This window comes from Amycolatopsis sp. NPDC051373 (assembly GCF_040689465.1).
In the GTDB taxonomy this organism is placed as follows: Bacteria; Actinomycetota; Actinomycetes; order Mycobacteriales; family Pseudonocardiaceae; genus Amycolatopsis.
Genome location: NZ_JBFBAE010000033.1, coordinates 89284 through 111766 on the forward strand (window position 1 = coordinate 89284; position 22483 = coordinate 111766).

The following is a 22483-nucleotide window of genomic DNA, read 5'->3' on the forward strand; positions in this document are numbered from 1 at the left end:
CACCAGGCCGGCGCCGCGGCACTCGCCGCGGTCAGCCCGCCCAGTACCCCGACACGAAGCGCAGGAAGATCAGCGCGCCGATCGTCGTGTTCGCGTACAGCACGCCGTAGACCACACCGCGCAGCTTCGGCCTGCGCTCGGCGAACAGCACGAGCGCCACGTACATCACCAGGCACGGCAACAGGTAGCGGTGCACCGACACCACGTTGTTGTTGATCGTCAGCATCACGATCGACGCGATGCCGAACAGTGCGAGCGGGATGCCCTTGGCGCGCAAGGCGATGAAGATGTACACAGAGGACACGAGCAGCAACGCGAGCCCGATGGTGGGCAGCACGTGGCTCATCAGCGTCCAGCCGTCCATCGGGGTGTCGCCGAGGAGCGCGTGGGCCGTCAGCTTCGTCTCGGTCCAGCCGGTGGCGAAGATGTTCGGGTTGAACTTGTGGTACGACCAGGTGGCCACGCCCTTGAGCGCGTTGAAGCTCGCCATGGCGCTGCCGGTCTGGATCTTCATGTACAGCATGTGCGCGCCGAGGCCGACGAACGCGGCGGGGAACCACAGCAACCGCCAGTTCAGCAGGCCGCGCAGCTTCCAGTCCTTCGAGCGCCAGAACTCCAGGAAGCACAGGCCCACGAACACCGCCGCGGTGATCCGCGAGGCCGTGAGCGGGATCAGGCACAGGCCCATCCACAGCCACTGGCGCCGCAGCGCGAACAGGTAGGCCCAGAAGCCCAGCGCGCAGAAGACCGCTTCGCTGTAGAACGAGTGCAGGAAGAACGCCGTGGGCGCGGTGAGGAACGCGGCGACCACCAGCCACTGGGCACGGGCGCCGGTGAAGTAGAAGCGGGCGATCTTGAGCAGTGCCGTGGTGGCGAGCCACGTCGCGACCACGTTGACCACGAAGCCCGCGACGAGGATCCCGATCAGGTGGAAGCTGATCGTCTGCACGAGCCACACGCAGATCGGGAACACCGGGTAGAACGCGCGCAGGGGCACGTAGCTGCTGGTGTAGGCGTGCTGCGCGATGTCGCCGTAGTTGCCGGCGTCCCAGCGGTAGGTGTGCGCGAGCAGGCTCCAGGTCGAGCCGATGCCGGTCTTCGGCACGCCCTCGCTCACCGGGGACGACGGGCCGAACAGCCACGCCACCGCGATCAGCACGACGTTCCACGCGAGCACCACGGCCAGCACACGGGCGAAGTCGCCCGTGAGCCAGCGCGGCACGCGCGAAACCGCGTCGGGCTGCTTCGGTTCGTCCTCGGAGGTGAGCTCCTCGGCGGTCACCGTGGCGGTCATACCGTGCCTCCCGGCTGTTCGGTGGCGGCCACCGGGACCGGGGTCCGCTGCCGGAAGACGACCTTTTGGTAGAGCACGTAGTTCCACACCAGACCCACGGCGATGCCGGCGAACTTCGGCACGAGCACCGTGACGTGGGGCAGCAGCGACCCGACCGCGAAGATCACCGCCGCCTGCACCACCCACAGCCCGAACGCGGTGATGGCGAAGAACAGCAGCACCTGCTTGCGGACGTCGCCGTCCTTGGCGCGGAAGGTGAAGTTGCGGTTGAGCACGAAGCTCAGCAGCATGCCCGCGGTCGTCGAGCACAGGTTCGCGACGAACAGCGGCAGCCCGACGCTGGAGTACAGCAGCGCGAAGCCCACCGCGTCGACGAGCGTGTTGGCGACACCGACCACACCGAAGCGGATCTGCTGCGCGGTCAGGAGCTTCATCAGGCCCTGCTCTCCGCCTGGACCGCATCGACGGTGTCCAGGGTTTCCAGGGTTTCCGCAGCGCGCCCGGTCGGATTCGAGGTGACGCGAGCGTCGGAGGCGAGACCCGTCCGCACCGAGGCGACGCCGTACAGCGGCCGGTTCTGCACCTGCGAGTACGTGCGGCCGATGTAGCTGCCGAGCACGCCGAGCATGATGATCTGGATGCCGCCGAGGAAGAACATCGCGATCGTGATGAACGCCCAGCCGGGCACCGCGGTCGCCGGCGCGAACAGCTTCACGCCGATGACGTAGAGCACGCCGACGAAGCTGAGCGCGGAGATCAGGTAGCCGAGACGGCTGATCATGCGCAGCGGCGTGACGGAGAAACCGAGGATGCCGTCGGCGGCGAAGCGCAGCATCTTGCGCAGCGGGTAGCCGGTGACGCCCGCGTGGCGCTTGTCGCGATCGAACAGCACCGCGGTCTGGCGGAACCCGATGTAGGAGACCAGGCCGCGCAGGAAGCGGTCGCGCTCGCGGTACTTGCGCAGCTCGTCCACGACCTTGCGGTCGATCAGCCGGAAATCACCGGTGTTCTTGGGGATGTCGACGGCCGCCATCTTGCGCAGGAACCAGTAGAACGCGCCGGCGGTGAACCTCTTGAACGCGCTGTCCTGCCGCGAGCGGCGCTGCGCGTAGACGACGTCGTAGCCCTCTTCCCAGCGCTCGATCAGTTCGAGCGCGACGCGCGGAGGGTCCTGCAGGTCGCTGTCCATGATGATCGTCGCGTCGGCGTCGACCAGGTCGAGGCCCGCGGTCACGGCCATCTGGTGGCCGAAGTTGCGCGCGAGCTCGATCACGGTCACCCGCTCGTCGCGCCGGGACAGCTCGGTGAGCAGCACGAGCGAGCTGTCGCGGCTGCCGTCGTCGACGTAGAGGAAGCTGAGTTCGTACCGGTCTGCCAGCGGCCTGGTGACCTCGTCCACGGTCCGGTGGAGCAGGTCGATGTTGCCTTCCTCGTTGAAGATAGGGAAGACGAACGCGATCCGGCGTCTGTCGCTCGAGGGCTCCGAAGGCACGCCAATCATGACGGGACTCCCGTTTGACTCAATGGATCGGGCGAACGCGCTGATCCGCGGCCCGGAGGACCTCAGGATCTTAAGAGATCACGCTCACGGTGCTTCTTCGGGCCCGCATCCGGGCCCGCCTGCGGCCAGGCGGCTCCGGAAGCGCGCCGGAGGTCGATACGCTGGGCGGAGGATTTTCGACGTGAGGGAAAACTTGTGAATCGGCAGCCGCTGCGCCTGGCCATCATGGAGGCCACCCGCATCCTCACCGAGGCGGGCGTGGAGTCGCCGCGGACGGACGCGGACCTGATCGCCGCGCACGTGCTCGGGGTCGATCGCGGGCGGTTGCCGATGGTGCCGCTGGTCGACCCGCCCGTGATCGAGGCGATCGGGCAGCTCGTGGCGCAGCGCGCGAAGCGGATCCCGCTGCAGTACCTCACCGGGTGGGCCGCACTGGGCAACATCACGGTGAACGTGGGCCCCGGCGTGTTCGTGCCGCGCCCGGAGACTGAGCTGCTGCTGGACTGGGGCCTGAAGTTCCTCCACGGACGCGAGTTCCCCGTGGTCGTCGACCTGTGCACGGGGTCCGCCGCGCTGGCCCTGGCGCTGGCGCACGAGCGGCCGGACGCCGTCGTGTACGCCGTGGACGTCGACCCCCAGGCGCTCGCGTGGGCCCGGCACAACGCCGACGTGCACTCCGACGCGGGCGACACCCCCGTGCGCCTCTACTCGGGCGACATCGGCGACCCGACGATGTTCGCCGAGCTCGACGGCCTTGTCGACCTGGTGCTATGCAACCCGCCGTACGTCCCCGAAGGCACGCCCGTGCCCCCGGAGGTCGCAGAGCACGACCCGGCGCGCGCGGTGTTCGCCGAGGAGAGCGGCCTGGCGGTGATCCGCCACGCCATCGCGGCCGGCGCCCGCCTGCTGCGTCCCGGCGGCGGATTGGCGATCGAGCACGACGACACCCACGGGTCGGCCGTGCCGGCGCTCGTGCGGGCGCGCCGCGTGCTCACCGCGGTCGAGGACCACCCCGACTTCACGGGCCGGGCCCGCTACGTCACTGCCCGCCGCCTGGGCTGAAGCCGGGCCGAAACCGCACGGTTCGCCGTAGTCTCTCGCGCATGGCCTGCCGGATCACCGAACTCGTCATCGACTGCGCCGACCCCCAGCGCCTGGGGGACTTCTGGTGCGAGGTCCTCGGCTACGTCGAGCTCGGCTGGGAGGGCGCCGACCTGGAGATCGGCCCGCCCGGCGGCTTCGGCGGGCCGCTGCCGACCCTGGTGCTCAGCCGCAGCGACGAGCCCAAGCGCGGGAAACTGCCGCTGCACCTCGACGTCAACCCGACCGATCGCGACCAGGACGCGGAACTCGAGCGCCTCCTCGCCGCGGGCGCGCGCCCGGCCGACGTCGGGCAGACCGGCGAGGAGTCCTGGCACGTGCTGGCCGACCCGGAGGGCAACGAGTTCTGCCTGCTCCGCCGCCAGGTCGACGCGGTGGACAGCCCGAGCACCGCCGGTTGAACCGAGCTGGAGGGACCATCTCGAACCCGCTCCCGGCTCGTCCCGTCTGCCGTTCGAACGACAGGTTCGGCCGGTACGCCACCTCTGTCCGACTTTCGTCGTGAGGCAATGGGGCGGATTTCGTTCGCAACCCTAACGATCCGCGGTCGACTGAATACCGTCGATCTTCGGGCCCGCCCGCTCCGGGGCGGCCCGATCGTGAAGGGGAGTGTGGATGAGACCCTCCTGGATCCCTGCCCGGCGCACGACAAGGCGCGTCTCGAAGGTGGCCGCGGTCGTCGCGGCCGTCGCCTTGCTGCCCGGGCTGACCGCCGGCACGGCGAACGCCGACACGTTCACCCGCAGCTGGCCCGCGCCGCTGGACTCCGCGCACTGGGCCGACCAATCGGCCATGACGTGGAACGATTACCGCAAGGTCCCCGGCACGAACTGGGCCGACCCGTCGCTCAAGCCGACCGAGCGCACGTTCAAGGGCGCCGTGGTGCTCGCGGACTATGCGGACGAGGACTTCGTGGTCACGAAGCCGGCGCACTCGACGGTGTTCGGCAACCCCGGGCCGTCGGCGAGCAATCTGAAGCGCGAGGACGTGGCGCAGTACTACCAGGACTTCCTCAACAAGCCGGAAACCCTCAACCACGGCCACACCATCAACGAGTACTGGATGGAGGACTCCGGCGGCCGGTTCGGCGTGGACCTCACGGCGTTCGGGCCCTACCGCATGCCGGGCAAGTCCTTCGAGTACGGCATGGAGTTCCAGGACAACGCGTGCCCGCAGGGCTCGACGTGTGACCGCGACCTGCGCACCGACGCGCGCGCCGCGTGGAAGGCCGACGTCGGTGCGCTGGCCGACCAGTTCGACTTCGTCTTCTTCCTCTCCGCGGGCCAGGACGAGAGCTCGACGTGGCAAGAGTTCGGCGAGATGAAGTTCGGCAGCCAGGACGCCGTGCCGGACGAGTTCGGCCCGCCCGGCGACGAGAGCCTGCCCAACTGGGCCGACACCCGCTACGTGCCGTGGACGTCGTGGGCCTCGGCGTCGAGCATCTGGCCCAACGCGCAGAACGGCTCCTCCACGCAGGCCGAATCGTCCGGCCAGGGCACCTACGCCCACGAGTTCAGCCACATCCTGGGCATCGGCGACAACTACAACAACCCGTTCGGCGTCCCGCCGCAGCGCGCGTACACCGGCCCGTGGGAGATGCTTTCGCGCGGCAGCTTCAACGGTCCCGGCGGCCCGCACACGCGCTGGCAGATCCCGGCCACCGAGGGCGGCTCGATGGGCGCGCACCACATGCTGCGCAACAAGCTGAAGCTCGGCATCGTCGACCCCGCCGACGTGCTGCAGCTCGACCGCGACCAGCTCGCGAAAACCGGTCCCGTGACGGCGCGGATCACCGCGCGGGAGGCGGCGCCGGAACCGGGTGCCTACACGGGGCTGAACATCGCGCTGCCGGGCGGCGACAAGTCCCCGAAGTGCGACCGCAACACCGACCCGCTGTGCGACGGCGGCGGTTACGACAACTACACGCTCGAGGTCGTCGACCGGATGGGCTCGGACTCCTTCGCGCCCGACTCCGGCGTGCTGCTGGCCAAGACCAAGAACAAGGACGCGGCGCCGTTCGAGTGGGTCGTCGACGCGAACCCGCAGGACATCGGCCTCACCGACTACGTGAAGCCGGACGGCACGCCGGTGAAGATCACCGTCGGCGACTACCGGCAGCTCAACGACGCGGCGTTCAAGGCCGGCACGGGCTCCTCGGGCGCATATGAGTACACCGACGAGGCCAACCGGCTGCACTTCCTCGTCACCGACCTCGCACGGGATCGCCGCGGCGTGCTGTCGTACACGGTCACCGTCGCCTCGCTCGACGGTGCGGGCCCGCAGGCGCGCGGTGCGCACCTGTGGCCGGCGCTGCCAGCGTTCACCAAGGGCGGGCTCGCCACGTGCGACTTCCGGCTGCTGAACACCGGTTCCGCACGCGGGGCGAAGGCGCCGTACGACAGCGACACCTACCGGCTGAGCGCGAGCACCGACGCGAAGGGCTGGGAGGTGCGGCTGCCCAATGAGCTGGCGACGGCGAAGTTCGGGCAGACCGCCCAGATCGCCGCCTACGCGAAACGGACACCGGGCGCGCCGTACACGGCGCGGGTCAAGCTCACCGCCACATCGGTGAGCGATCCGGCGAAGACGAGCACCACCACCTGCGCGGCCATCGGGTTCTGACCCGGCGTCCCCGGCACCTGACCACCGCATTCGGGTGCCGGGGACGAGGGCTAGGCTTCGCGGCATGAGTGCGGTGTACGACTGCAGCAAGCGCGAGGCCCGGGCCGAAGGGCTGGCCGCCGCGGCGTCAGCGGTGAGGTCGAGCCGGTTGGTGGTCCTGCCGACCGACACCGTCTACGGCATCGGTGCGGACGCCTTCGACGCCGGCGCCGTGCAGGCGTTGCTGCGCGCGAAGAACCGCGGTCCGGACATGCCCGTGGGCGTGCTCGTCGGTTCGTGGTCCACAGTAGACGGTCTCGTGCTCGGCCTGCCGCCGCAGGCGCGGGCGCTCGTGGAGGCGTTCTGGCCGGGCGACCTGTCCATCGTGCTCCCGCACGCGCCGAGCCTGCAGTGGGACCTCGGGCAGTCGCGCGGCACCGTGATGCTGCGGATGCCGCTGCACCCCGTCGCGCTGGAGCTGCTGCGCGACGTCGGCCCGATGGCCGTGTCGAGCGCCAACGTCTCCGGCCGCCCGCCCGCGTCCACCGCGGCCGAGGCGCAGGACCAGCTGGGCGATTCGGTGTCGGTGTACCTCGACGGCGGTTCGAGCGGCGAGGCCGTGGCTTCGTCGATCGTGGACCTCACGGGCGAGAATCCGGTGGTGCTGCGCGAAGGCGCGGTCACGCGCTCGGCGATCGCCGAGGTCATGGGCGTGCCCGTCGAGTCGCTCGCCTGAGCGGTCCACAGGGGAGGCTCCGCCAAACCGCGTCACATCCGGTCGCGGTAGCGTGACGCGGTGACTCGGACCCCCCGGCAGGCGTGACGCGGTCATGCCCCCTGTGCAAGGACTTCTCCCCATCCGGGAGTACCTCCTCGTCGCGCTGACCGCGACGGCGGTGACCTACCTGCTCACCGGCGTGGTCCGCCGCGTCGCGATCCGCATCGGCGCGATCGCCAACCCGCGCGCCCGCGACGTCCACGTGACGCCGATCCCTCGCATGGGCGGCGTCGGCATCTACCTGGGCGTGGCCGCGGCGATGGGCCTGGCGCACCAGCTGCCCGCGCTGAGCCACGGTTTCGACGCTTCGCTGGACTCCGTCGGCGTGCTGCTGGCGGCCGGCGTCATCTCGCTCATCGGCGCGCTGGACGACCGGTTCGAGCTCGACGCGTGGACGAAGCTCGCCGGCCAGGTCATGTGCGCGGGGATCCTCGTGCTCTTCGGCGTGCAGTGGGTGTCGTTCTGGGTGCCGTGGGGCGGCACCGGCGACTCGTTCGGTTCGGTGCTCGTGCTGGACAAGAACCAGGGCGCGCTGCTGACCGTCGTGATGGTCGTGGTGATGGTCAATGCGATGAACTTCGTCGACGGCCTCGACGGCCTCGCGGGCGGCCTGGGCTTCATCGCCGCGACGGCCACCTGCGCCTTCTCGCTGGGCCTGCTCGACAGCACCGGCGGCGACTTCGGCACCTACCCGCCGGCCCTCATCGCGGCGACGCTGGCGGGCGCGTGTCTGGGCTTCCTGCCCTACAACTTCCAGCCCGCCAAGATCTTCATGGGCGACTCCGGCTCCATGATGATCGGCCTCATGCTCGCCGGCGCGACCACGTCCGCGAGCGGCCGCGTCAGCTACACGCGCTTCTCGGCCTCCGACGCGCTCGCCCTGCTGTCGCCCTTGGTCGTGGTCGTGGCGGTCCTCTTCGTTCCCGTCCTGGACCTCGTGATGGCCGTCATCCGCCGCACCCGCCGCGGCGAAAGCCCTTTCGCGGCCGACAAGATGCACCTCCACCACCGCCTGCTCGAGATCGGCCACTCCCAGCGCCGCGCCGTCCTGCTCATCTACTTGTGGGCCGGCATCCTCGCCTTCGGCGCGGTGTCCGTGACGCTCTTCGACGACACGGCCGTGTTCTGGGTCATCGGGGCGGGTCTGGTGGTGGCCGTGCTGGTGTCCCTGGTGCCGCGGTTGCGGGCGCGGCGCCGAGCCGGCTGAGGTCTTCGCGAATTCCGATTCACCTCCTCTCGGCGTCCCCGTCGCCTCCTTGTGAATGTCCGATGGGGCGAGGAATCGATGCGCCAAATCGCGCTCGGCCTGTCGGCTGCGGGTTCGATGATGGCGACTTTCCCGGGGCTGGCGTCGCTGCCGAGCCGACGGGGGCGATTCCGGCCGAATCAGGAAAAACGGTGCTGTGGAACAGGCATCTTCGATCGGGCACGCGCGTCGCTCGCGCTGCAGTGGTCGGTCTCGGTGCTGCCGGCACAGCCCGAACGACGGCCGCTCGGTGCGGGGTTCTCGGTCGGCTTTTCCCAGCCCGCAACGCGATCGGCCGCGTCAGTCCCCATCGGACGGTTTCGGTCGGCATCGTGACCGCGACCAGTCTCGACGGGAACGCGCTGGCCTGTACCAATCCCGGCCGTCCCTGGGCTGCGTGAACCGTTTCGATGAATGCGCCGCGGCGGTCGTCCCGTGGGTCATTCTTGTTCATTTCCGCGACCGATCATCCAGTCGCGGAAATGAATTCTGCCGCCCCGGTTTTCGCGCCCGCGTGGACCCGGGGCAGCCCGTTGTGTTGCTGGGTCGCAGGCCGGGGGTCAGGAGACCAGGTCGCGGGGTTCTCTACACTCGATCTCGAACCGAGTAGGGAGCCCAGCTGTGAGCGAAACCGAAACCTCGACCGACGCGACGGAGAACCCGCACGCCAAGGTGGTGCTGCAGGCTGCTCGCGCGATGACAAAGGCTTCGCTGCTGGTCACGCCGCCGGCGGTGCTCGTGTGCATTCTGGTGTTCAGCATCGTCTACGGGTTGCATGGCTTCCTCGGCTCGCTGGTCGGTGCCGTGCTGGCGATGCTGGCGGCCCTGTCGACGCTCGGGCTCATGCGCTTCAGCGCGGGCCAGGACCCGATGTTCGTCATGGTGATCGCGCTCGGTGGGTACGTGGTCAAGGTCGTGCTGCTGTTCGGCGCGCTCACGTTGCTCAAGGGCGTGCCCGCGCTGCATCCGTTGTCGCTGGGACTCACCATGATCGTGGCGATCCTGGTGTCCGCCGCGGCCGAGTTCGCGGCCTTCCGCAAGACGAAGATCCCGACGATCATCCCGTCCTGACGCGAACCCGGCACCCTCGGCTACCGACAGTGAGAGCACGCTGCGGCATCCGTGTGTGACCTGAAACACGCCAGCCGACTTTCGGGTGTGTGGCACACCTCGCCGAGGCGCTCACCTGTGGTGTTGCGAAACCGGTCGCGCGCGTCCCGGACTTGGGTCCTGGATGGACTCGGGACCTAAGTCCTGAGCTGATCGGCTGGTATGAAGTACGCGTGTACGGCACCGATTGACCTGCTGGTAGGGTCCGCTTCAAGGGTGGCGGCCTCGCCCGCGCACTCCCTCAAACGAACCGCGACCAGCAGTGTGGCGACCCGATGGTTCCGCCCCTCAGCCGCTGGTCCGAAGTGGATTGCAGGGCAGTGCTCTTGCGAGCCAACCTCTGTGCAGGGCATGAGAATCATTCACTGCGCGGTGGGGCTGGCCGCCTCCGGCGTGCTCGTGCGTATCGGGTACGTTAAGTCCAGATCGTGACGATTCCCCCGGCGGAGTGAACGCCGGCCGGGAGAACCGGGAGGAGCGCAGTGATCGCGCTGGTACTGACCGAGGGTGCTGTTTTCACGCCCCCTGGTACTGATGCCTTCGAGCTGCCGCCGTTTTTGGGGTCTGGCGAGTGGGGCTTGAACAAGCCGAAGCTGCTGGTGATCATCGCTTTGATCATCGTCGCCGGCTACTTCTTGGTGGCTTCGCGCAAGCTGAAGATCGTGCCCACCAAGGGCCAGTTCATCGCAGAGTCCGTCTATGACTTCAGCCGCAACAACATCACGCGGAGCCAGATCGGCTCGAAGGAGTTCAAGCCGTTCATCCCGCTGGTTCTCGCGTTGTTCACCTTTATCTTGGTGAACAACCTCTTCGGGATCATTCCGTTCTTCCAGTTCCCGACCATGGCGCGGATCGGCTTCCCGCTGGCCATGTCGCTTCTCGTGGTCTACCCGGTCTACCACTACGTGGGCATCAAGAAGCACGGCCTGGGCGGGTACCTGAAGAACCAGTTGGCGCCGGCGGGGATCCCGAAGTTCGTGCTCCCGCTCTACGGCCTGATCGAGTTCGCGCAGAAGTTCTTCATCACCCCGATCACGCTGGCCATCCGTGTTTTTGCCGCCATGTTCGCGGGTCACCTGATCATCATCGTGTTCACCCTGGGCGGCACCTTCCTGCTCACGGAGACCTCGGGCTGGGCCCTCAAGCCGGTGTCGATCCTGGGCTGGGTCCTGGCAATCCTGATGACTTTCCTCGAGGCCTTCATCCAGGTGCTGCAGGCCTACATCTTCGCCCTGCTGTCGGCCGGGTACATCGGCGCCGCGCTGGCGTCGGAGCACTGAGAAACACACAAGCCCCCGATCCGCGTGAGTGCGCGGACCGAAGTGAAGGGAAACGCACGTGAGCAACATCGTTCTGGCCCAGGCCGCTGAGCAGGCTGTCAACATCAACCCCGGCCTCGCCGCCATCGGCTACGGCCTGGGCGCGATCGGCCCGGGTATCGGCATCGGCCTGATCTTCGCCGCGGTCATCAACGGCACCGCGCGTCAGCCTGAGGCCCAGGGCAAGCTGCAGGGCATCGGCTTCTCGACCTTCGTGCTCACCGAGGTCCTCGCGCTGATCGGTATCGTCATCTACTTCATCGCCTCCGCGGCCTGAGTCACCCCACTCTCGCCAACTAAGGAGACGCTGTGCTGAAGACCGAACTGGTGTTGGCGGCCGAAGAGCACGCCAACCCGATCATTCCGGACATCCCGGAGCTGATCCTCGGCATCGTCGCCTTCCTGATCCTGCTGTTCATCCTGAAGAAGTACGTCGTCCCGCGTTTCGAGACTGCGTACGAGGAACGGGCGCAGAAGATCGAAGGCGGCATCGAGAAGGCCGAGAAGGCCCAGGCCGAAGCCGAAGACGCGCTGGCCGAGTACAAGGCGCAGCTCGCCGAGGCCCGGTCCGAGGCCGCGAAGATCCGCGACGACGCCCGGCTCGAAGCCGAGCAGATCAAGGCGGAGCTGCGGGCCGAGGCCGAGTCCGAGTCCCAGCGGATCGTCGCGCAGGGGCAGGCTCAGCTGCAGGCCCAGAAGGCGCAGATCATCGCCGAGCTGCGGGCCGACATGGGCCGCAACGCGGTGGAGCTGGCGAGCCGCATCGTCGGCGAGTCGCTCGAAGACGAGGCGCGCCGCCGCGGCACCGTCGACCGGTTCCTCTCGGAGCTCGAGACCGCGTCGGCCACCAATGGAGCGGGGAAGTAACCAGAGATGACGCTGCATGCTGCGAGCCGTGAAGCGCTCGACCTCGCCGAGACCCGTCTCGGCGAGGTTCTGGCCGACGCGGGTACCGACCCCGCGACTGCCGGGGACGAGCTGCTCTCGGTCGTCGACCTCCTTGACCGCGAAATCGGCCTGCGCCGGTCGGTCAGCGACGCTTCGGCCAGCCCGGAGAGCCGCCAGGGCCTCGTCCGCCGGCTGTTCGACGGAAAGCTGAGCGAACCGGCCCTGAAGGTGCTCGACGCCGTGGCGGGCAGCCGCTGGTCAAGCCCCCGCGAGCTGGTGGACGGGATCGAGTCCCTCGGCCGCTCGGCGCTGCTCACCTCCGCCGAGAAGACCGGGAACGTCGAGACCGTCGAGTCCCAGCTGTTCCAGGTCGCACGGATCGTCTCGGGCTCCTCGGAGCTCGAGGCCGCGCTGTCCGACCTGGCCGCTCCCGCCGACGCCAAGCGGACCCTGGTCCGCGGGCTGTTCGCGGACAAGGTCGACGTGGTCACCCAGACCCTCGTCGAGCAGGTCGTGCGCCGCGCCAAGGGGCGCGGGGTCGGCAACGGGCTCGACAAGCTGGTCGCGCTGGCCGCGGAACGGCGTGAGCGTTCGGTCGCGTACGTGACCAGCGCCAACGCTCTCACCGACGAGCAGCAGGCCCAGCTCGGGTCGAAGCTCAACGGCATCTACGGGCGGACCCTCGCGCTGCACGTCGAGGTGGACCCCCGGCTGGGCGGCGGGCTCGTCGTCCGCGTCGGCGACGAGGTCATCGACGGCAGCACGGCCGGCCAGCTGGCGGCGGTGCGCCGCAGGCTGAGCCGCGCCTGACGGGTGCGCCCGCACCACAGACTTTGCACACTGGACAGAACAGAAGCGAGAGCGGGAACGAAATGGCGGAGCTGACGATCTCCTCGGACGAGATCCGCAGTGCGATCGAGAACTACGTCTCGAGTTACGCCCCGGATGTGAACCGGGAAGAGGTCGGCGTGGTCGCCGACGCCGGTGACGGTATCGCCCACGTCGAGGGCCTCCCCTCGGCCATGGCCAACGAGCTGCTCGAGTTCCCGGGCGGCGTCCTCGGTGTGGCGCTGAACCTGGACGCCCGTTCGATCGGTGCGGCCATCCTCGGCGACTTCGAGACGATCGAAGAGGGCCAGCAGGTCAAGCGGACCGGCCAGGTCCTGTCCGTGCCGGTCGGCGACGGCTACCTCGGCCGGGTCATCGACCCGCTGGGCGCGGCCATCGACGGGCTCGGCGAGATCGAAACCACGACCCGGCGTCCGCTGGAGCTCAAGGCCGCCTCGGTGGTCGAGCGCCAGCCGGTGTCCGAGCCGCTGCAGACCGGCATCACCGCCATCGACGCGATGACGCCGATCGGCCGTGGCCAGCGCCAGCTGATCATCGGTGACCGCAAGACGGGCAAGACCGCCGTCGCCGTGGACACGATCATCAACCAGAAGGCCAACTGGGAGACCGGCGACCCGAAGAAGCAGGTCCGCTGCATCTACGTCGCGATCGGCCAGAAGGGCTCCACGATCGCGTCGGTCAAGAAGTCGCTCGAGGACGCGGGCGCGATGGAGTACACGACCATCGTCGCCGCCCCGGCTTCCGACTCAGCCGGCTTCAAGTGGATCGCCCCCTACACCGGCTCGGCCATCGGCCAGCACTGGATGTACGAGGGCAAGCACGTCCTGATCGTGTTCGACGACCTGACCAAGCAGGCCGACGCCTACCGCGCGATCTCGCTGCTGCTGCGCCGCCCGCCGGGCCGCGAGGCGTTCCCCGGCGACGTCTTCTACTTGCACTCCCGTCTCCTCGAGCGGTGCGCCAAGCTGTCGGACGAGCTGGGTGCCGGCTCGCTGACCGGCCTGCCGATCATCGAGACGAAGGCCAACGACGTGTCGGCCTACATCCCGACGAACGTCATCTCGATCACCGACGGTCAGTGCTTCTTCCAGTCGGACCTGTTCAACGCCGGTCAGCGCCCGGCCATCGACGTGGGCATCTCGGTGTCCCGCGTGGGTGGTGCCGCGCAGGTCAAGGCGATGAAGTCGGTCTCCGGTTCGCTCCGCATCGACCTGTCGCAGTACCGCGAGCTGGAGGCGTTCGCCGCCTTCGCCTCGGACCTCGACGACGCGTCGAAGGCGCAGCTCGAGCGTGGTGCGCGCCTGTACGAGGTGCTCAAGCAGCCGCAGTACTCGCCGATCCCGGTCGAGGAGCAGGTCTGCACGGTGTGGCTGGGCACCAACGGCCACTACGACTCGGTCCCGACCGAGGACGTGCGCCGCTTCAACCACGAGTTCCTCGACTCGGCCCGCCGCAAGCACACCGAGGTCCTCGGTGCGATCCGCGACAGCGGCAAGTTCGAGGACGACACGCGCGACGCGCTCGTGAACGCGGTGAACGAGTTCAAGAAGGAGTTCACGACCTCCGAGGGCAAGCCCCTGGAGTCGAACGCCGACGCGATGGACGCCGACAAGGTCGGGCAGGAGACCGTCAAGGTCAACAAGCCCGCCCCGAAGAAGTGAGCTGATAGCTCATGGCCGCACAACTCCGGGAACTTCGGTCGCGCATCAAGGCGACCAAGTCGATCGGCAAGATCACGAAGGCGATGGAGCTCATCGCCACCGCGCGCATCACCAAGGCGCGTGCGAAGGTCGCCGCTTCCCGGCCGTACGCGGACGAGATCACCAAGGTGCTCTCGGCGCTGGCCGGTGCGGCGGCGAACCTCGACCACCCGCTCCTGGTCGAGCGCCCCAACCCGAAGCGGGCCGCGGTCCTCGTCGTCACCAGCGACAAGGGCCAGTGCGGTGGGTACAACACCAACGTGCTGAAGGCGACCGAGGAACTGCTCGCCCTGCTCCGTGAGGAGGGCAAGGAGCCCGAGGTCTACGTCACCGGCAACAAGGGCCTGAACTACTACCGGTTCCGGGGCCGCGAGGTCGTCGACAGCTGGACGGGCTTCTCCGACCAGCCGGCGTACACCGACGCGGTCGCGGCGGCGGAGACGCTGGTGGAGTCGTTCCTCTCCGGCACCGAGGCGGGTGCGCCCGGCGCGCTCGCCGGGGTCGACGAGATCCACGTCGTCTACACCGAGTTCGTCTCGATGCTGACGCAACGCCCGATCGCCAAGCGGGTCGCCCCGCTCGAGGTCGAGTACACCGAAGGTGAGGAGCAGAAGCCCGCGGGCGAGCTGCTCCCCAGCTACGAGTTCGAGCCGAGCGCCGACAAGCTGCTGGGTGCGCTGCTGCCGAAGTACATCAACACGCGCCTGTACTCGGCGCTGCTGGAGTCGGCGGCGTCCGAACTGGCAGCCCGCCGCACCGCGATGAAGGCCGCGTCGGACAATGCGAACGACCTGGTGGGCAACCTGACGCGGGAAATGAACCAGGCCCGCCAGGCGCAGATCACTCAGGAGATCTCCGAAATCGTCGGTGGCGCGAACGCGCTCACCGCAGCAGGAAGTGATGATTGATGACCAGTACTGAAACCCCGCGTGCCAAGGGGCGCATCGTGTCGGTGACCGGTCCGGTCGTCGACGTCGAGTTCCCGCGTGGTTCCGTTCCCGACCAGTACAACGCGCTCAAGGTCGAGATCGAGTTCGAGCAGCTGCGCAAGACCGTGACCCTCGAGGTCGCCAGCCACCTCGGTGACAACCTCGTCCGCACGATTTCGCTGCAGCCGCAGGACGGTCTCGTCCGCGGTGCCGAGGTCACCGACACCGGCGGCCCGATCACCGTGCCGGTGGGCGACAAGGTCAAGGGCCACGTCTACAACGCCCTTGGCGAGTGCCTCGACGAGCCCGGCTACGGCGACGACCTCGAGCGCTGGGGCATCCACCGCAACCCGCCGCCCTTCGACCAGCTCGAGGGCAAGACGGAGATGCTGGAGACCGGCCTCAAGGTCGTCGACCTGCTCACCCCGTACGTGCAGGGTGGCAAGATCGGCCTGTTCGGTGGTGCCGGCGTGGGCAAGACGGTGCTCATCAAGGAGATGATCACCCGCGTCGCCCGGAACTTCGGTGGCACCTCGGTGTTCGCCGGCGTCGGCGAGCGCACCCGTGAGGGCAACGACCTCTTCCTGGAGATGTCCGAGGACGGCGTCATCAACGACACCGCCCTCGTCTTCGGCCAGATGGACGAGCCGCCGGGCACGCGTATGCGCGTCGCCCTGTCCGCGCTGACGATGGCGGAGTACTTCCGCGACGTGCAGAACCAGGACGTGCTGCTGTTCATCGACAACATCTTCCGGTTCACCCAGGCCGGTTCCGAGGTGTCGACCCTGCTGGGCCGCATGCCTTCGGCCGTGGGTTACCAGCCGACGCTGGCCGACGAGATGGGTCAGCTGCAGGAGCGGATCACCTCGACCCGAGGCCGGTCGATCACCTCGATGCAGGCGATCTACGTCCCCGCGGACGACTACACCGACCCTGCCCCGGCCGCGACGTTCGCCCACCTGGACGCAACCACCGAGCTGTCGCGTGGTGTCTTCCAGAAGGGCATCTTCCCGGCGGTGGACCCGCTGGCGTCGACGTCGACGATCCTCGACCCGGCCATCGTCGGTGAGGACCATTACCGCGTGGCTTCCGAGGTCATCCGGATCCTGCAGAAGTACAAGGAACTGCAGGACATCATCGCGATCCTCGGTATGGACGAGCTCTCGGAAGAGGACAAGCTCACCGTTCAGCGCGCGCGCCGCATCGAGCGGTTCCTGTCGCAGAACATGCTGGTCGCCGAGGCGTTCACGCAGATCCCCGGCTCGACCGTGCCGCTGGCGGAGACCATCGAGTCGTTCGACCGCATCGCGAAGGGCGACTTCGACCACTACCCGGAGCAGGCGTTCCTGGGTATCGGTGGCCTCGAGGACCTCGAGAAGAAGTACAAGGAAATCACCAAGAAGTGACTCTTTAGAAGACGCAGTCTGAGCGCGGCGGGGGCAGTGTCCATTATGGACACCCGCCCCCGCCGTTCTCGTAACCGAAGCCGGACCTATTACACTCGGTGGTGACACCCCGAGCGAAGGAGTGCTACGTGGCTGAGATGTCCGTGGAGCTGGTGGCCGTGGAGCGCCGGCTCTGGTCGGGTACCGCCACCTTCGTGGTGGCGCAGACCACCGAGGGCGAGATCGGCATCATGCCCGGCCACGAGCCGGTGCTGGGCCAGCTCGTCGAGGGTGGCGTGGTGAAGGTGAACACGACCGACGGCGAGATTCTCACAGCCGCCGTGCACGGTGGGTTCCTGTCGGTGACCGCCACCGGGGTGAGCGTGCTCGCCGAGAGCGCCGAGCTCTCCGACGAGATCGACATCGACGCGGCCAAGGCGGCCCTGACCGCGGACGACGAGGCGGAGCGCACGAGGGCAACGGCCCAGCTCCGCGCGGCCGGTCAGACAGTCTGATCGAGCGACGAGCAGGAGCCGGGCCGTGAAGATCGCCATCGTGGTGCTGGGGCTCCTGATCGTGCTCGCCGTGCTGGCGGCCTGGTACGGCCAGCGGTGGATCCGGATGCGCCGCGGCGGTGGCGTGAGCGTCGCGCTGCGGTGGCGTCCGGACAACCCGCGCGCCAGCTGGCACCTCGGGCTCGGGCGTTACGAGGGCGACGAGTTCGTCTGGTACCGCGTCTGGAGCCTCCGGTCCGGCCCGGACCGCGTGTTCCAGCGCGAGAGCATGCAGATCGCCGACCGGCGGGACCCGTCCGGCACGGAGGCGTACGCGGTGCCGGAAGGTTCCACTGTCCTGCGGTGTGAATCGCCCACCCAGGAAGCGATCGAGATCGCGATGGGGCCTGGTGCGCTCACCGGGTTCCTGTCCTGGCTGGAGTCGGCTCCGCCGGGACGAATGCTGCCGCACGCGTCCTGATCGGCCGTTACCCTGGGATGATGGAGCCCGAGGAACAGGCCGACCGCAAGCGTCGCTGGGCGAAGCTGCCCGAGCACGTGCGGCTCGAGGACATGACCACGGCCCAGGACGTCGAGCCCGGGGCCGATTCGACGTGGGATGTCGACTACGAGCGGTACTGGACCGCCCGGGAGCTGCGCTGACCCGCAAGGTGGCGGTTGCTCAGCCGCCCGGCTTCCACAGCACGTCGCCGTCCGGGTTGGCGAGCCGGCCGAGGATGAACAGCAGGTCGGACAACCGGTTGAGGTACTTCACGGCGATCGGGTTCGTCGTGTCCGGCTCCGCCTCCACGAGCGCCCACGCCGAACGCTCCGCGCGCCGCGTGACCGTGCGCGCCTGGTGTAGGTAAGCCGCGCCCGGCGTGCCGCCCGGCAAGATGAACGACGTGAGCTTCGGCAGCCGCTCGTTGAACTCGTCGCACCAGCCCTCCACGCGCTCGAGGTAGGCCTCGGTGATGCGCAGGGGCTCGTACGGGGGATTTTCCTCGATCGGCAGGCACAGGTCGGCGCCGACGTCGAACAGGTCGTTCTGCACGCGCCTGAGCACGCCGGCGATCTCGTCGCTCAGGGAACCCATCGCGACGGCCAGCCCGATGACGGAGTTGGCCTCGTCGGTATCGGCGTAGGCGCCCAGGCGGGGCGAGGTTTTGGGGATCCGCGAGCCGTCGCCGAGCGCTGTGGTGCCGCTGTCGCCGACCTTCGTGTAGACGCGGTTGATGCGAACGACCATGCCTTCGACTCTACCGGCCCCGCGTGTGCCGAAACTGGGCGAGAGGGCATGATTGGCGGCCATGAGCGAGCACTTCGACGTGCACGGCGGGGCACGGCTGGTCGGCGAGGTCGACGTGGTCGGAGCCAAGAACAGCGTGCTGAAGCTGATGGCCGCGGCCCTGCTGGCCGAGGGCACCACCACCATCACGAACTGCCCGCAGATCCTCGACGTGCCCCTGATGGGCGACGTCCTGCGCAGCGTCGGCTGCGAGGTCGAGATCAACGGCGACACGGCGCGTATCACCACGCCTGCCGAGCTGTCGCACCGCGCGGACTCGGCGGCAATGGGCAAGCTGCGCGCGTCCGTCTGCGTGCTGGGTCCGCTGGTCGGGCGGCTCAAGAAGGCCGTGGTCGCGCTGCCCGGCGGTGACGCGATCGGCTCACGGCCGCTGGACATGCACCAGAACGGCCTGCGCAAGCTGGGTGCCACGAGCACGATCGAGCACGGCTGCGTGGTCGCCAACGCCGAGTCCCTCGTCGGCGCCCAGATCTGGCTGGACTTCCCGAGCGTCGGCGCCACCGAGAACATCCTGATGGCCGCGGTGCTGGCCGAGGGCACGACCGTGATCGACAACGCGGCGCGCGAGCCCGAGATCGCCGACATCTGCACGATGCTCGTGGAGATGGGCGCGAAGATCGAGGGCGCCGGCACGTCGACGCTGACCGTGCACGGAGTGGAGCGGCTGCGCCCGACCGAGCACCGCGTGATCGGCGACCGGATCGTCGGCGCGACCTGGGCGTTCGCCGCGGCGATGACGCGGGGCGACCTGACCGTGCGCGGCGTCAACCCGCACCACCTCGACCTGGTGCTGGACAAGCTGCGGCTCGCGGGCGCCGACGTGACCACGTTCGACGAGAAGGGCTTCCGCGTCGTGCAGCCCGAGCGCCCGAAGGCGGTCGACTGGGTGACGCTGCCCTACCCGGGCTTCGCCACCGACCTGCAGCCGTTCGCGGTAGCGCTTTCGGCCGTCTCCGAGGGCACGTCGATGATCACGGAGAACGTCTACGAGGCCCGGTTCCGCTTCATCGAAGAGATGATGCGGCTCTCCGGCGACGCCCGAACCGACGGCCACCACGCCGTGGTCCGCGGGGTCGAGCAGCTCTCCAGCGCGCCGGTCTGGGCCTCCGACATCCGCGCCGGCGCCGGCCTCGTGCTCGCCGGCCTGTGCGCCGAGGGCGTCACCGAGGTCTGGGACGTCTTCCACATCGACCGCGGTTACCCGCACTTCGTCGAGAACCTCAACCGCCTCGGCGCGCGCATCGAGCGCGTGGCGGGGGAGCCCGAGCGCGCGTAGTCAGTCCACGGGGCGGGCGTCGAGTGCGCGGAGCACGTGCTCGACGACCCGGTCCAGAAATTCGGGGCCCGGGGGCTCCCGGCGCACCACCAGGCGCCAGTAGATCGGCGCCGCGAGCAGGTCCATGGCCAGCTCGATGTCGACGTCTGCCGGGAGCTCACCACGCTGGATCGCGCGCTCGAACAGCGGCCGTGCGGCGTCGCGGCGAGGGCCGCCGATGCGAGTGCGCATGTCGTCGGCCGGCTCGGGGTCGCGGGCGCCCTCGGCGATGAGGTCCGGCAGGATCCGGGCGAACCGCGGGTGCGTGAGCCAGTCGTACACCGCCTGCATCGATTCGCGCAGGTCACCGCGCAGAGATCCCGTGTCCGGGGTCGGCGCGCGGCTCACGCTGAACTCCGAAACCACTGCCGAGATCATCTCGTGCTTCGAGCGCCAGCGGCGGTACAGCGCGCTCTTGCCGACGCCCGCCCGCTTGGCCACGGCCTCCATCGACAGCCGGCCGTAACCCACCTCCGCGAGCTCGTCGAGCACCGCTTCCGTGATCGCCTGCGTGACGTCGGGCTGCAGCACAGCCGCCCCGGTGGGCGTGCGGCGAGTTGTCATGATCGCATCCTAGCGGGTGGACGAGACGGTACCGTTCCATGTAGGTTGACGTCGGGACGGTACCGTATCGTCCGCTCAGGAGGAGGGCCCGATGAAGCAGCTGCTGTTCGAGGACGACCCCCAGTTCTGGTTCGAGACGCTCCGCGTGTTCGGCCACGCGAGCTACGGCGGTTCGGACTTCGGCGAGGTCGTCGCCACCGCTTCCCGCATCAAGCCCGGCGACTACGGCAGCTGGCACGACGAGTGGCTCGCCGCGGCCGAGCGCCTGGCGGCCGAGGCCGACGGGGTGGCCGCTGCGCACCCGATCAGCGCCCGCGACGCGTACTTGCGCGCGTCCACCTACTACCGCTCGGCGGAGTTCTTCCTGCACGGCAACCCTGCCGACCCGCGCATCGCCTACGCCTACGACCGCAGCGTCGAGTGCTTCCACCGCGCGATCGAGGGTTTCGCGGGCGTCGAGCGCGTCGAGATCCCGTATGAGGGTCATGTGCTGCGCGGCTACTTCTACCGCGCGCCCGGCACCGGCCGTCGCCCGATTCTGTTGGCGCACAACGGTTTCGACGGCAGCGCGGAGGATGTGCACTTCTTCGGCGCGGCCGGGGGAGCCGAGCGCGGCTACCACGTGCTGGCGTTCGACGGCCCCGGCCAGCCGAGCGCGATCCACCGCGACGGGCTCGTCTTCCGGCCCGACTGGGAGCACGTGGTGGGCCCGGTGCTCGACTTCGTGCTCGCCGACCCGGACGTCGACCCGGACAAGGTCGCGCTGCTCGGCCTCAGCCTCGGCGGCCTGCTCGCCCCCCGCGCCGCGGCTTTCGACGAGCGCATCAAGGCGGTCGTCGCCGTGGACGGGGTGTTCGACGCCGGCTCGGCGGTAACGGCTTTCCTGCCGTGGGACCGCGCGGAGATCGACCGCCGCGCCAACGCACCGCACGACGAGGAGCTCGACAAGCTGCTGGCCGCCGGCCGCGCCGCGAACCCCACGCTGCGCTGGGCCGCCGACCACGGCCGATACGTGCTGGGCGCGGCGACCGACCGCGAATTCCTCGCGAAGTACCTGACCTACACCCTCGACGGCGGCGTCACCGAGCGCATCAAGTGCCCGACGCTCGTCTGCGAGGCCGCCGACGACCTGTTCTTCAACGGCGACGGCGAAACCCAGCCCGAACCCCGTCGCCTCTACGAACGGCTCACCGGCCCGAAGACGCTGCTCTCGTTCACCGCCGCGGAGGGCGCGGACGCCCACTGCCACGTCGGCGCGCAGCGGCTCGCGACGGCCCGCGTCTTCGACTGGCTCGACGAGACGCTCTAGGTGTACTGCCTGGGGAGGTTGCGATCGGCGCGACACGTGATCGGATGATCTTGGTGTGGGGGAGGGCCTCCGGGTTCGGTGTGGATTGCGACATCTGCACCGGCTACCTGGAGGCCCTCGTGTCCCACCGTAATGCCCCGCTGTCTGAGACCGGCAGGCTGCGCCTGGCCCGGTGTGTCGTGGACGAGGGCTGGCCGTTGCGGCGGGCCGCGGAGCGGTTCCAGGTATCGGTCTCCACCGTGGTGCGGTGGGCCGGGTGCTACCGCGAGCACGGCGAAGCCGGCATGGCTGACAGGTCAAGCCGTCCACGGTTCACCGAGTCCTGACCCGCTACCGGTGCTCCCGGCTGGCCCACCTCGACCGGGCCACCGCACGGCCGATCCGCCGCTACGAGCACGACGCGCCCGGCGACCTCGTGCATGTCGATATCAAGAAGCTGGGCAACATCCCCGACGGCGGTGGGCATCGTGTCACCGGCCGCGCCACCGGAGAGCAGAACAAGAAAGCCACCACCACAGCTCGTTACCGTCACGGCAAACCCAAGATCGGATCCAGCTACCTCCACAACGCCGTGGACGACCACTCCCGGCTGGCCTACAGCGAAATCCTGCCCGATGAGACCAAGAAACCGCGGTCGCGTTCTGGACACGAGCGCACGCGTTCTTCGCCTCAGCCGGTATCACCATCCAGCGAGTCGTGACCGACATTCAAGCTGGGTGTGCGGCGTTGAGCCTGTCTCGTCGGCCGGCGGGAGGGATCGGGGTCGTCCGGCACCCGCCTGTGAACGTTGT

At 68.9% G+C, this 22483-nt stretch carries 23 protein-coding genes and 1 pseudogene; 19 read left to right on the forward strand and 5 right to left on the reverse strand.

Annotated features, from left to right (window positions below):
* Positions 1 to 31 precede the first annotated feature (31 nt).
* From AB0383_RS42330 to AB0383_RS42340, 3 genes are read right to left on the reverse strand one after another with little or no spacing between them, the layout of a single operon-like run.
* A complete protein-coding gene (locus AB0383_RS42330) occupies positions 32 to 1294 on the reverse strand; it encodes a hypothetical protein (RefSeq protein WP_366190232.1) in 1263 nt (420 codons plus the stop codon).
* Complete coding sequence (locus tag AB0383_RS42335; RefSeq protein WP_364188444.1) at positions 1291 to 1728, reverse strand: GtrA family protein; 438 nt, start codon at positions 1726 to 1728, stop codon at positions 1291 to 1293. The genes AB0383_RS42330 and AB0383_RS42335 overlap by 4 nt, the downstream gene beginning before the upstream one ends.
* A complete protein-coding gene (locus tag AB0383_RS42340) occupies positions 1728 to 2786 on the reverse strand; it encodes a glycosyltransferase family 2 protein (RefSeq protein WP_366190233.1) in 1059 nt (352 codons plus the stop codon). Before AB0383_RS42340 ends, AB0383_RS42335 begins: the two co-directional genes overlap by 1 nt.
* A 204-nt stretch (positions 2787 to 2990) precedes the next feature.
* Between AB0383_RS42340 and prmC the strand changes: the two genes are divergently transcribed.
* The 16 genes from prmC (at position 2991) to AB0383_RS42420 (ending at position 17858) form a co-directional block, all read left to right on the forward strand.
* Positions 2991 to 3857: a peptide chain release factor N(5)-glutamine methyltransferase gene (gene prmC / locus AB0383_RS42345; RefSeq protein WP_285972832.1), complete on the forward strand. Its 867-nt coding sequence runs from the start codon at positions 2991 to 2993 to the stop codon at positions 3855 to 3857.
* Between the two features lie 41 nt (positions 3858 to 3898).
* On the forward strand, positions 3899 to 4297 hold the full coding sequence (locus AB0383_RS42350) for a VOC family protein (RefSeq protein WP_364188439.1): 399 nt from the start codon (positions 3899 to 3901) through the stop codon (positions 4295 to 4297).
* Positions 4298 to 4511: 214 nt separating this feature from the next.
* A complete protein-coding gene (locus tag AB0383_RS42355) occupies positions 4512 to 6518 on the forward strand; it encodes a M6 family metalloprotease domain-containing protein (protein WP_366190234.1) in 2007 nt (668 codons plus the stop codon).
* Between the two features lie 64 nt (positions 6519 to 6582).
* The gene (locus AB0383_RS42360; RefSeq protein ID WP_366190235.1) at positions 6583 to 7233 is read left to right on the forward strand and encodes an L-threonylcarbamoyladenylate synthase; all 651 of its coding nucleotides are present in this window, start codon (positions 6583 to 6585) and stop codon (positions 7231 to 7233) included.
* A gap of 94 nt (positions 7234 to 7327) precedes the next feature.
* Positions 7328 to 8482 carry an MraY family glycosyltransferase gene (locus AB0383_RS42365; protein WP_366190236.1) on the forward strand — a complete coding sequence of 385 codons (1155 nt, stop codon included), beginning with the start codon at positions 7328 to 7330 and terminating at the stop codon, positions 8480 to 8482.
* A gap of 660 nt (positions 8483 to 9142) precedes the next feature.
* On the forward strand, positions 9143 to 9592 hold the full coding sequence (locus AB0383_RS42370) for a hypothetical protein (protein WP_364188430.1): 450 nt from the start codon (positions 9143 to 9145) through the stop codon (positions 9590 to 9592).
* Between the two features lie 521 nt (positions 9593 to 10113).
* On the forward strand, positions 10114 to 10911 hold the full coding sequence (gene atpB / locus AB0383_RS42375) for a F0F1 ATP synthase subunit A (protein ID WP_364188428.1): 798 nt from the start codon (positions 10114 to 10116) through the stop codon (positions 10909 to 10911).
* Between the two features lie 58 nt (positions 10912 to 10969).
* Positions 10970 to 11227: an ATP F0F1 synthase subunit C gene (locus AB0383_RS42380; protein ID WP_285972840.1), complete on the forward strand. Its 258-nt coding sequence runs from the start codon at positions 10970 to 10972 to the stop codon at positions 11225 to 11227.
* Between the two features lie 32 nt (positions 11228 to 11259).
* The gene (locus AB0383_RS42385; protein WP_364188425.1) at positions 11260 to 11817 is read left to right on the forward strand and encodes a F0F1 ATP synthase subunit B; all 558 of its coding nucleotides are present in this window, start codon (positions 11260 to 11262) and stop codon (positions 11815 to 11817) included.
* 6 nt (positions 11818 to 11823) lie between these two features.
* Positions 11824 to 12648, forward strand: a complete 825-nt coding sequence (locus AB0383_RS42390) for a F0F1 ATP synthase subunit delta (RefSeq protein WP_364188422.1) — start codon at positions 11824 to 11826, stop codon at positions 12646 to 12648.
* A gap of 62 nt (positions 12649 to 12710) precedes the next feature.
* Positions 12711 to 14348 carry a F0F1 ATP synthase subunit alpha gene (atpA, locus tag AB0383_RS42395; protein ID WP_364188420.1) on the forward strand — a complete coding sequence of 546 codons (1638 nt, stop codon included), beginning with the start codon at positions 12711 to 12713 and terminating at the stop codon, positions 14346 to 14348.
* 11 nt (positions 14349 to 14359) lie between these two features.
* A complete protein-coding gene (locus tag AB0383_RS42400; protein ID WP_366190237.1) occupies positions 14360 to 15295 on the forward strand; it encodes a F0F1 ATP synthase subunit gamma in 936 nt (311 codons plus the stop codon).
* On the forward strand, positions 15295 to 16722 hold the full coding sequence (gene atpD, locus AB0383_RS42405; protein WP_364188414.1) for a F0F1 ATP synthase subunit beta: 1428 nt from the start codon (positions 15295 to 15297) through the stop codon (positions 16720 to 16722). The genes AB0383_RS42400 and atpD overlap by 1 nt, the downstream gene beginning before the upstream one ends.
* A gap of 128 nt (positions 16723 to 16850) precedes the next feature.
* Entirely contained in the window at positions 16851 to 17216 is a 366-nt protein-coding gene (locus tag AB0383_RS42410) for a F0F1 ATP synthase subunit epsilon (protein WP_364188412.1), read from the forward strand.
* A gap of 25 nt (positions 17217 to 17241) precedes the next feature.
* A complete protein-coding gene (locus AB0383_RS42415; protein WP_220243810.1) occupies positions 17242 to 17676 on the forward strand; it encodes a DUF2550 domain-containing protein in 435 nt (144 codons plus the stop codon).
* Between the two features lie 20 nt (positions 17677 to 17696).
* Positions 17697 to 17858 (forward strand): hypothetical protein, encoded by a 162-nt coding sequence (locus tag AB0383_RS42420; RefSeq protein WP_364188409.1) that lies wholly within the window; start codon positions 17697 to 17699, stop codon positions 17856 to 17858.
* A 19-nt stretch (positions 17859 to 17877) separates the two neighbouring features.
* Here AB0383_RS42420 and AB0383_RS42425 read toward each other — a convergent pair whose 3' ends face one another.
* Positions 17878 to 18444 carry a cob(I)yrinic acid a,c-diamide adenosyltransferase gene (locus tag AB0383_RS42425; RefSeq protein WP_364188406.1) on the reverse strand — a complete coding sequence of 189 codons (567 nt, stop codon included), beginning with the start codon at positions 18442 to 18444 and terminating at the stop codon, positions 17878 to 17880.
* Between the two features lie 61 nt (positions 18445 to 18505).
* On the opposite strand from AB0383_RS42425, the gene murA reads away from it, so the two are divergent.
* The gene (gene murA, locus AB0383_RS42430) at positions 18506 to 19780 is read left to right on the forward strand and encodes a UDP-N-acetylglucosamine 1-carboxyvinyltransferase (RefSeq protein WP_364188403.1); all 1275 of its coding nucleotides are present in this window, start codon (positions 18506 to 18508) and stop codon (positions 19778 to 19780) included.
* Here murA and AB0383_RS42435 read toward each other — a convergent pair whose 3' ends face one another.
* Positions 19781 to 20383, reverse strand: coding sequence for a TetR/AcrR family transcriptional regulator (locus tag AB0383_RS42435; RefSeq protein WP_364188400.1), 603 nt, complete (start codon positions 20381 to 20383; stop codon positions 19781 to 19783).
* Positions 20384 to 20474: 91 nt separating this feature from the next.
* Here AB0383_RS42435 and AB0383_RS42440 point away from each other — a divergent pair, with 91 nt between their 5' ends.
* Together AB0383_RS42440 and AB0383_RS42445 are read left to right on the forward strand one after the other, a co-directional pair.
* Positions 20475 to 21692 (forward strand): alpha/beta fold hydrolase, encoded by a 1218-nt coding sequence (locus AB0383_RS42440; RefSeq protein ID WP_366190238.1) that lies wholly within the window; start codon positions 20475 to 20477, stop codon positions 21690 to 21692.
* A gap of 119 nt (positions 21693 to 21811) precedes the next feature.
* Positions 21812 to 22397 (forward strand): annotated as a pseudogene (locus tag AB0383_RS42445) (helix-turn-helix domain-containing protein); the annotation flags it as partial.
* Positions 22398 to 22483: the final 86 nt, after the last annotated feature.

Coding starts and splice junctions, on each gene's coding strand:
- AB0383_RS42330 (WP_366190232.1), bottom strand. CDS start 1,294: ATGACCGCCACGGTGACCGCCGAGGAGCTCACCTCCGAGGACGAACCG.
- atpA (WP_364188420.1), top strand. CDS start 12,711: ATGGCGGAGCTGACGATCTCCTCGGACGAGATCCGCAGTGCGATCGAG.
- AB0383_RS42400 (WP_366190237.1), top strand. CDS start 14,360: ATGGCCGCACAACTCCGGGAACTTCGGTCGCGCATCAAGGCGACCAAG.
- AB0383_RS42360 (WP_366190235.1), top strand. CDS start 6,583: ATGAGTGCGGTGTACGACTGCAGCAAGCGCGAGGCCCGGGCCGAAGGG.
- atpD (WP_364188414.1), top strand. CDS start 15,295: ATGACCAGTACTGAAACCCCGCGTGCCAAGGGGCGCATCGTGTCGGTG.
- AB0383_RS42335 (WP_364188444.1), bottom strand. CDS start 1,728: ATGAAGCTCCTGACCGCGCAGCAGATCCGCTTCGGTGTGGTCGGTGTC.
- AB0383_RS42435 (WP_364188400.1), bottom strand. CDS start 20,383: ATGACAACTCGCCGCACGCCCACCGGGGCGGCTGTGCTGCAGCCCGAC.
- murA (WP_364188403.1), top strand. CDS start 18,506: ATGAGCGAGCACTTCGACGTGCACGGCGGGGCACGGCTGGTCGGCGAG.
- AB0383_RS42365 (WP_366190236.1), top strand. CDS start 7,328: ATGCCCCCTGTGCAAGGACTTCTCCCCATCCGGGAGTACCTCCTCGTC.
- AB0383_RS42350 (WP_364188439.1), top strand. CDS start 3,899: ATGGCCTGCCGGATCACCGAACTCGTCATCGACTGCGCCGACCCCCAG.
- AB0383_RS42420 (WP_364188409.1), top strand. CDS start 17,697: ATGGAGCCCGAGGAACAGGCCGACCGCAAGCGTCGCTGGGCGAAGCTG.
- AB0383_RS42355 (WP_366190234.1), top strand. CDS start 4,512: ATGAGACCCTCCTGGATCCCTGCCCGGCGCACGACAAGGCGCGTCTCG.
- AB0383_RS42390 (WP_364188422.1), top strand. CDS start 11,824: ATGACGCTGCATGCTGCGAGCCGTGAAGCGCTCGACCTCGCCGAGACC.
- AB0383_RS42440 (WP_366190238.1), top strand. CDS start 20,475: ATGAAGCAGCTGCTGTTCGAGGACGACCCCCAGTTCTGGTTCGAGACG.
- AB0383_RS42425 (WP_364188406.1), bottom strand. CDS start 18,444: ATGGTCGTTCGCATCAACCGCGTCTACACGAAGGTCGGCGACAGCGGC.